8 protein-coding genes are annotated in these 6,747 nt (G+C 58.6%); 3 read left to right on the top strand and 5 right to left on the bottom strand.

The annotated features are described in order from the left end of the window. Together ACXRVY_RS13590 and rpsU are read right to left on the bottom strand one after the other, a co-directional pair. Window positions 1-600 (bottom strand): DNA primase (locus ACXRVY_RS13590; protein ID WP_458237553.1); only part of this gene is annotated, 600 nt, incomplete at its 3' end. A gap of 459 nt (window positions 601-1,059) precedes the next feature. Continuing rightward, the gene (gene rpsU, locus ACXRVY_RS13585) at window positions 1,060-1,275 is read right to left on the bottom strand and encodes a 30S ribosomal protein S21 (protein WP_002551877.1); all 216 of its coding nucleotides are present in this window, start codon (window positions 1,273-1,275) and stop codon (window positions 1,060-1,062) included. 199 nt (window positions 1,276-1,474) lie between these two features. Between rpsU and tsaD the strand changes: the two genes are divergently transcribed. Continuing rightward, window positions 1,475-2,500 carry a tRNA (adenosine(37)-N6)-threonylcarbamoyltransferase complex transferase subunit TsaD gene (tsaD, locus tag ACXRVY_RS13580; protein WP_223456933.1) on the top strand — a complete coding sequence of 342 codons (1,026 nt, stop codon included), beginning with the start codon at window positions 1,475-1,477 and terminating at the stop codon, window positions 2,498-2,500. A 23-nt stretch (window positions 2,501-2,523) separates the two neighbouring features. On the opposite strand, the gene plsY is transcribed toward tsaD, so the two are convergent. Then, window positions 2,524-3,093, bottom strand: a complete 570-nt coding sequence (gene plsY / locus ACXRVY_RS13575) for a glycerol-3-phosphate 1-O-acyltransferase PlsY (RefSeq protein ID WP_458237552.1) — start codon at window positions 3,091-3,093, stop codon at window positions 2,524-2,526. A 74-nt stretch (window positions 3,094-3,167) separates the two neighbouring features. On the opposite strand from plsY, the gene folB reads away from it, so the two are divergent. Both folB and folK read left to right on the top strand, forming a co-directional pair. After that, on the top strand, window positions 3,168-3,524 hold the full coding sequence (folB, locus tag ACXRVY_RS13570) for a dihydroneopterin aldolase (protein ID WP_223456935.1): 357 nt from the start codon (window positions 3,168-3,170) through the stop codon (window positions 3,522-3,524). After that, window positions 3,515-4,033 (top strand): 2-amino-4-hydroxy-6-hydroxymethyldihydropteridine diphosphokinase, encoded by a 519-nt coding sequence (folK, locus tag ACXRVY_RS13565; protein ID WP_223456936.1) that lies wholly within the window; start codon window positions 3,515-3,517, stop codon window positions 4,031-4,033. The genes folB and folK overlap by 10 nt, the downstream gene beginning before the upstream one ends. An 82-nt stretch (window positions 4,034-4,115) precedes the next feature. On the opposite strand, the gene ACXRVY_RS13560 is transcribed toward folK, so the two are convergent. Both ACXRVY_RS13560 and ACXRVY_RS13555 read right to left on the bottom strand, forming a co-directional pair. Further along, window positions 4,116-5,345: a multifunctional CCA addition/repair protein gene (locus ACXRVY_RS13560; protein WP_458237551.1), complete on the bottom strand. Its 1,230-nt coding sequence runs from the start codon at window positions 5,343-5,345 to the stop codon at window positions 4,116-4,118. Between the two features lie 63 nt (window positions 5,346-5,408). After that, on the bottom strand, window positions 5,409-6,747 hold a 1,339-nt coding region (locus ACXRVY_RS13555), incomplete at its 5' end, for a SpoVR family protein (protein ID WP_458237550.1).

Genomic DNA, 6,747 nt, shown 5'->3' with positions numbered 1-6,747 from the left:
GTCGTAGCGTTTGCCGCTTTCGGCGTTTTTGATCAGCAGGCCGGCATCGATCATGGCTTTTTGTTGCAGGGTATCGCTGCTCAAGTGCTTGAACAGGTTGTCCCAGCCAGGTGGAGCAAAGCCGAGGCCGAAGTCCCTGGCAATTTCGCCGGTCAGCCCGCGCCCTTTCAGATAGTCCACGGCGGCCTTGCGCGATGGATGGCTTTTCAGGGCTTGGCGATAAAAGTCGGCGGCAGCGGTGAGCAGCGGATACAGCGGCGAATCAGTCGGCTGCCGCGGTTTGTGCGGGCGGCCGCTTTCTTCGCGGGGAATTTCCATGCCGGCGGCTTTGGCCAGTTCTTCGACCGCCTGGACGAAATCCAGGTTGTCGTGGTCCATGATGAAGCCGAGGGCGTTGCCGCCAGCGCCGCAGCCGAAGCAGTAATAGAACTGCTTGTCGGGGCTGACGCTGAATGACGGAGTCTTTTCTTTGTGGAACGGGCAGCAGGCGGTGTGGTTCTTGCCGGCCTTTTTCAATTGCAGGCGCGAGCTGACCACATCGACGATGTCGGTGCGGTTCAGAAGGTCGTCAATGAAGCTCTGGGGAATTAGCCCGGCCATGGCGTTCTCGTCATCTGCGCTGAAAAGGGGTCCGAAACATTGTTTGAGGCGCGCAAAGTGTGCGGCTCGACCAGTGTCGTCTGCGTAATCGCTATCGGGAAGTGTATCTGCCGAAAATCCACTGACGTTAATGCCAATCAGTATTCGACTGTTTGAATGTGTTGCGCTGAATCCGCTGCGGCCAATCATAGGCCCCGGATAGCTCATCATCTGGCACGCAAGCAGGTGCCTTGGGCTGATCGTCGTGAGAGGAATCAGTGGGTGTGCTCGTCAGTAGCCTTGAAAGGCTCGTCAGAAAAGACGTGCACCGCTGGCAAAAGAGCCAGGTCTGACGCGGTGAAGCAGATTTGTCTCGGTCGCGTCTGCGGCTTTGACAGTGAAGCATCAAGCGTTTTACGCAATGCCATAAGCCCGGCTGAGGGCCGGGCTTGGCAGAAGCTTGCTACGATCGTCTGTGTATTAGTACAGACGAACGGCGCGGCGCTGTTCGCGCTGAACTTTCTTGGCGTGACGCTTAACAGCGGCTGCTGCTTTGCGCTTACGCTCAGAAGTTGGCTTCTCRTAAAATTCGCGGCTACGAACTTCAGCCAGTACACCGGCTTTTTCGCAGGAGCGCTTGAAACGACGCAGAGCTACGTCGAAGGGTTCGTTCTCTTTTACTTTGACGGCTGGCATCCAGAGCTACCTTCATTCATTACCGGGGTCAACATCCTCGCGGCAAAAGAGCACTTGAAGACGTCGGTTTTTAAGGGTTGCGGATGTTAACCCCTCAACGCTCGGAATGCAAAGCCTCTGATCGAAAACCGCTGGTCGGGGCATCACGCGACGACTATTATGCGCGCCTTCGAATTCAGCCTAAACAAGGCGCAAACCCATGCTAGTACTGGGATTAGAAACCTCCTGCGACGAAACCGGTGTCGCACTTTACGACAGTGAACGCGGCCTGCTGGCTGACGCGCTGTTCAGTCAGATCGACCTGCACCGTGCCTATGGCGGTGTGGTGCCGGAGCTGGCTTCGCGCGATCACGTCAAACGCATGCTGCCCTTGATCCGTCAGGTGTTGGCTGAGGCCGACTGCGTGCCGACCGAGATCGATGCGATCGCCTACACCGCGGGTCCTGGTCTGGTGGGCGCGTTGCTGGTAGGGGCTTCCTGTGCTCAGGCGCTGGCCTTTGCCTGGGGTATTCCGGCCCTTGGCGTGCATCACATGGAAGGCCACTTGCTGGCACCAATGCTGGAGTCGCAACCGCCGGAATTCCCGTTCGTCGCTTTGTTGGTGTCGGGTGGCCATACGCAACTGGTTCAGGTCGACGGAATTGGTCAGTACACGCTCCTGGGCGAAACCCTGGATGACGCTGCCGGCGAAGCCTTCGACAAGACGGCCAAGATGATGGGCCTCAATTATCCGGGCGGACCGGAGATCGCTCGCCTTGCAGAGCATGGCGTTGCAGGACGTTTTGTCTTCCCGCGTCCGATGTGCGACCGCCCGGGCCTGGATTTCAGCTTCAGCGGCCTGAAAACTTTTGCGTTGAACACCTGGCAGCAGTGCGTCAGCGCCGGGGACGACGGCCAGCAAGCCCAATGCGACATCGCGCTGGCGTTCCAGCAGGCCGTGGTGGAGACTTTGACCATCAAGTGCAAGCGCGCCCTGAAAGCCGCCGGCATGAAGCGCCTGGTGATCGCTGGGGGCGTCAGTGCCAACAAGGCGTTGCGCACTTCCCTGGAAAAAATGCTCGGCGACATGAAGGGCGATGTGTTTTATGCCCGTCCGCAGTTCTGCACCGATAACGGCGCGATGATCGCCTTTGCCGGCTGCCAGCGCTTGCAGGCCGGTCAGCAGGAAAGCCTGGCGATCAGTGTGCAGGCGCGTTGGCCGATGGAGCAGTTGTCGGCGTTGTGATGAATGGCGCTCATGCCCGGCAACTAAAAATGCCGTTCGCGCCCGGCAAACAGGTCGCGTAGATTGCCGCGATGGCGCCAGACGATCAGCCCGGTGAGCGTGCTCATGGGCAGCAGGGCCGCTGGTTCTTGCCAGGCCAGCAACGGCAGGGTCAGCGGTGTGGCGATCAGGGCGGCCAGGGAGCTGGTACGGGTCAGGTAGAACGTCAGGAGCCAGGTGCAGACTGCCAGAAGGGCTGCGGGCGGGTACAGTCCCAGTAACATGCCGGCAGCGGTGGCGACACCTTTGCCGCCGCGAAAGCGGAAGTACAACGGAAACAAATGGCCGATGACGGCATAGACGCCGATCCAGGCTTGCTCCTGTTGCGAAAGGCCCGCAAGACGCGCAATCAGTACCGGCAGCAGGCCTTTGCAAAGGTCGCCGAGCAGGGTCAGGATGGCGAGCTTCTTGCCGGCCAGGCGCAACATGTTGGTGKCACCGGCATTGCCAGAACCACTCATTCGCGGATCGGGGATACCGGTCAGGCGGCTGAGCAAAATGGCAAAGGACAGAGAGCCGAGCAGGTAGGCGAGGATCGCCAATAACCAAAACATGCTAACTATTCCGGGCGAGGAAGCCCTGATTCTAACGGCGCATTGCGCCCTTGTCGTGTAGCGGAGAGAAGTGCTTGGACAGAGTGTTTATCGAGGGCCTGGAAGTCGACACGGTGATTGGTGCCTACGACTGGGAGCGAAGCATCCGACAGTGCTTGCGTCTTGATCTGAGCTTCGCCTGGGATAATCGCCCGGCCGCAGCCGGTGATGACCTGACCCTGGCGCTCGACTACGCCAGTGTTTCCTCGCGCATTCAGGCGTTTGCCGAGCAGGCGCAGTTCCAGCTGGTTGAAACCTTTGCCGAGCGCCTGGTTGAAGTGCTGATGAGCGAATTCAAGATCACCTGGGTGCGCCTCAAGCTGACCAAGCCAGGTGCGATTCCTGCCGCCACCGGCGGCGTGGGCGTGGAGATCGAGCGCGGATGTCGCTGACTCAGGTGTACCTCGGGCTCGGTAGTAATATCGAGCGTGAAACCCATTTGCGGGCGGGGCTCGATGCTTTGGCGGCGTTCCTTGTCGATATCCGCTGTTCGGCGGTGTTCGAAAGCCTGCCGGTGGGTATCAAGAGCGGGCCGTTCTTCAATTTCGTGGTGTCGGCGTATACCGATCTGCCATTGATGGAGCTGGATCGGCGGCTGAAATTCATCGAGGCAGATAACGGTCGTTATGCACCGGATCGCCGAGGTTTGCCGCTGGATATCGACGTGTTGCTGTTTGGTGATCTGGTGGGCAACTTCGATGGCTTGATCTTGCCGCGGGCAGAAATTCTGAAAAATGCTTTTGTTCTGTGGCCGTTGTCGTTGATTGCGCCTGATCGGGTGCATCCGGGTGTAGGCAAGAGCTTTGCGACCTTGTGGGCTGAAGCGCAGATTGATCAGGTGTTGGCGCCAGTGGCTTTCGAATGGCGTGGTGAGCAGCTGACACCTTCAGATTTGATGTGACAGTTATGACGCCATCGCGAGCAAGCTCGCTCCCACAGGTAGGATGCAGTCCTTGTGGGAGCGGGCTTGCCCGCGAAGCTTTTCAGGTCGATGCACTTTCCTTGTAAGCTTTCAGCGCCTTCAGGCGCTCGCGCTTGATCGCCTCACCGAGTTCCGGTCCCTTGAATCCCTTTTCCAGCAATGGCTGAGCCGCCACGCTGCGAGCAGCGGTTGCTGCGCCGCGCAAATAATCCGCCTGTGGATAACTTCTTTCTTCCAGTCCTTTGCGCCCGCGCGCATCCATCTCGCATGCAGCGATGAACTCCTCGAACCGCTGTGGCCGACGGAAAACGTCGAAGCTTTGCAGCAGTTCCAGCAATGTCGATGGCTTCAGCTCATGGGCGCGATGCCCGTGGGTGTGATACTCGCCCACCAGCAGAGCCAGTTCCTGGCAGTCTCTCGGCACCTTGAAGCGTTCATTGACCGCTTTGATCAGCTTCAACCCCTTGAGCTCGTGGGCTATGTGTCTCGGCCATTCTTGCTCTGGCGTCAGGCCTTTGCCCAAATCGTGCAGCAGGCAGGCCCAGCGTACGGTCAGTGGCTGTTTGTGTATGGCGGCTTGCTGCAAAACGCTCAGGGTGTGCGCGCCGGTATCGATTTCCGGGTGATGGGCCGGGGGTTGTGGTACCCCGAACAGCGCGTCGACCTCGGGCATAAGTACCTTGAGTGCGCCGCATGCGCGCAAAACCTCAACAAACACCTGTGGCTGATCTTCCATCAGTGCGCGGGAAATTTCCTTCCAGCTGCGCTCCGGGGTCAGCGCCTCAAGTTCGCCTGACTCGCTGAGTTGGCGCATCAACTCCAGGGTTTCCGGGGCAACGGTAAAACCCAGCGTCGCGTAGCGCGCCGCGAATCGGGCAACACGCAGTACCCGGAGCGGATCTTCGGCAAATGCTGGGGAAACATGGCGAAGCAGGCGTGCTTCGAGATCGCGCTGGCCGTGGTACGGGTCAGTCAGGTTTTGCTGATCGTCTTCGGCCATGGCATTGATGGTCAGGTCGCGACGGATCAAGTCTTCTTCGAGGGTGACTTCAGGGCTGGCGTGAAAAGTGAACCCGCCGTAACCGCGCCCGCTTTTGCGCTCGGTGCGGGCGAGGGCATATTCCTCGCCGCTTTTTGGATGAAGGAACACCGGGAAGTCCACACCCACCGGGCGAAAGCCCTTGGCGAGCATTTCTTCGGTGGTGGCGCCGACCACGACCCRGTCGATATCGGTAACCGGTTTGCCCAGCAGGCGATCACGTACTGCACCGCCGACCTTATAAATACGCATAAAAAACCTCCGTTAGCTCGACAGGATAACCGTTGCATCGAGCTTTCGGAGGCACAAACCGGATCAAAGATGGATGACGGCCAGGTCCAGGCGGCCGTAATCACCTTCGCTGTGATCACTTCTGGGTGGTACATGGTGGGTTTTCATCACCTGATCGCCTTGCAGGGTTTCCAGGTGAATATCGAAGCCCCAGAGGCGGTGCAGGTGTTTGAGTACTTCTTCGGTGGAATCACCCAGCGGTTTGCGGTCGTGTTGCTGATGGCGCAGGGTCAGGGAGCGGTCGCCACGACGGTCGATGCTGTAAATCTGCACGTTGGGCTCGCGATTGCCCAGGTTGTATTGCGCCGCCAGGGTTTCRCGGATGRTKCGRTAGCCSTCTTCRTCGTGGATCGCYGGMACCAGCAGATCRTCCTTTTGGTCGTCATCGAGRATGCTGAACARCTTCAGGTCKCGGATCACCTTSGGCGACAGGTACTGCAGGATGAAGCTCTCATCCTTGAAGCTGCTCATGGCGAACTTGATGGTGGACAGCCAGTCGGTGCCGGCAATTTCCGGGAACCAGCGGCGATCTTCCTCGGTGGGTTCTTCGCACATGCGTCGGATGTCCCGGTACATGGCAAACCCGAGAGTGTAAGGGTTGATTCCGCTGTAGTAAGGGCTGTCGAAGCCCGGCTGAAAGACCACGCTGGTGTGGGATGTCAGGAATTCCATCATGAAGCCGTCGGTGACCAGACCTTCGTTGTACAGGTCATTCATCAGCGTGTAATGCCAGAACGTGGCCCAGCCTTCGTTCATCACTTGGGTCTGGCGTTGAGGGTAAAAATATTGAGCGATCTTGCGCACGATCCGCACGATTTCCCGTTGCCACGGCTCCAGTAGCGGAGCGTGTTTTTCGATGAAGTACAGGATGTTTTCCTGCGGCTCGGCGGGGAAGCGTGCATTGTCCTTGTCACTGTACTTGTCAGCGCCTTTTGGAATGGTGCGCCACAAATCGTTGATCTGCTTCTGCAAATGCTCTTCCCGATCCTTTTGCCGGCGGCGTTCTTCCTCTGCGGAAATCGGATAAGGGCGTTTGTAGCGGTCGACCCCGTAGTTCATCAGCGCATGGCAGGAGTCGAGCAGGTCCTCGACCGCGTCGATGCCGTGGCGTTCTTCGCATTGCATGATGTACTGCTTGGCAAACACCAGGTAATCGATGATCGAACTGGCGTCGGTCCAGGTGCGGAACAGGTAGTTGCCTTTGAAAAAGCTGTTGTGCCCGTAGCAGGCATGGGCCACCACCAGCGCCTGCATGCAGATGGTGTTTTCTTCCATCAAGTAGGCGATGCATGGGTCGGAGTTGATCACGATCTCGTACGCCAGCCCCATCTGGCCGCGGGTGTAGGATTTTTCAGTGCTGAGG

This window comes from Pseudomonas sp. P5_A2_2, from assembly GCF_054177685.1.
Note: the sequence above shows the minus strand (reverse complement) of the source record. Positions and strands in the feature narration are given on the sequence as shown.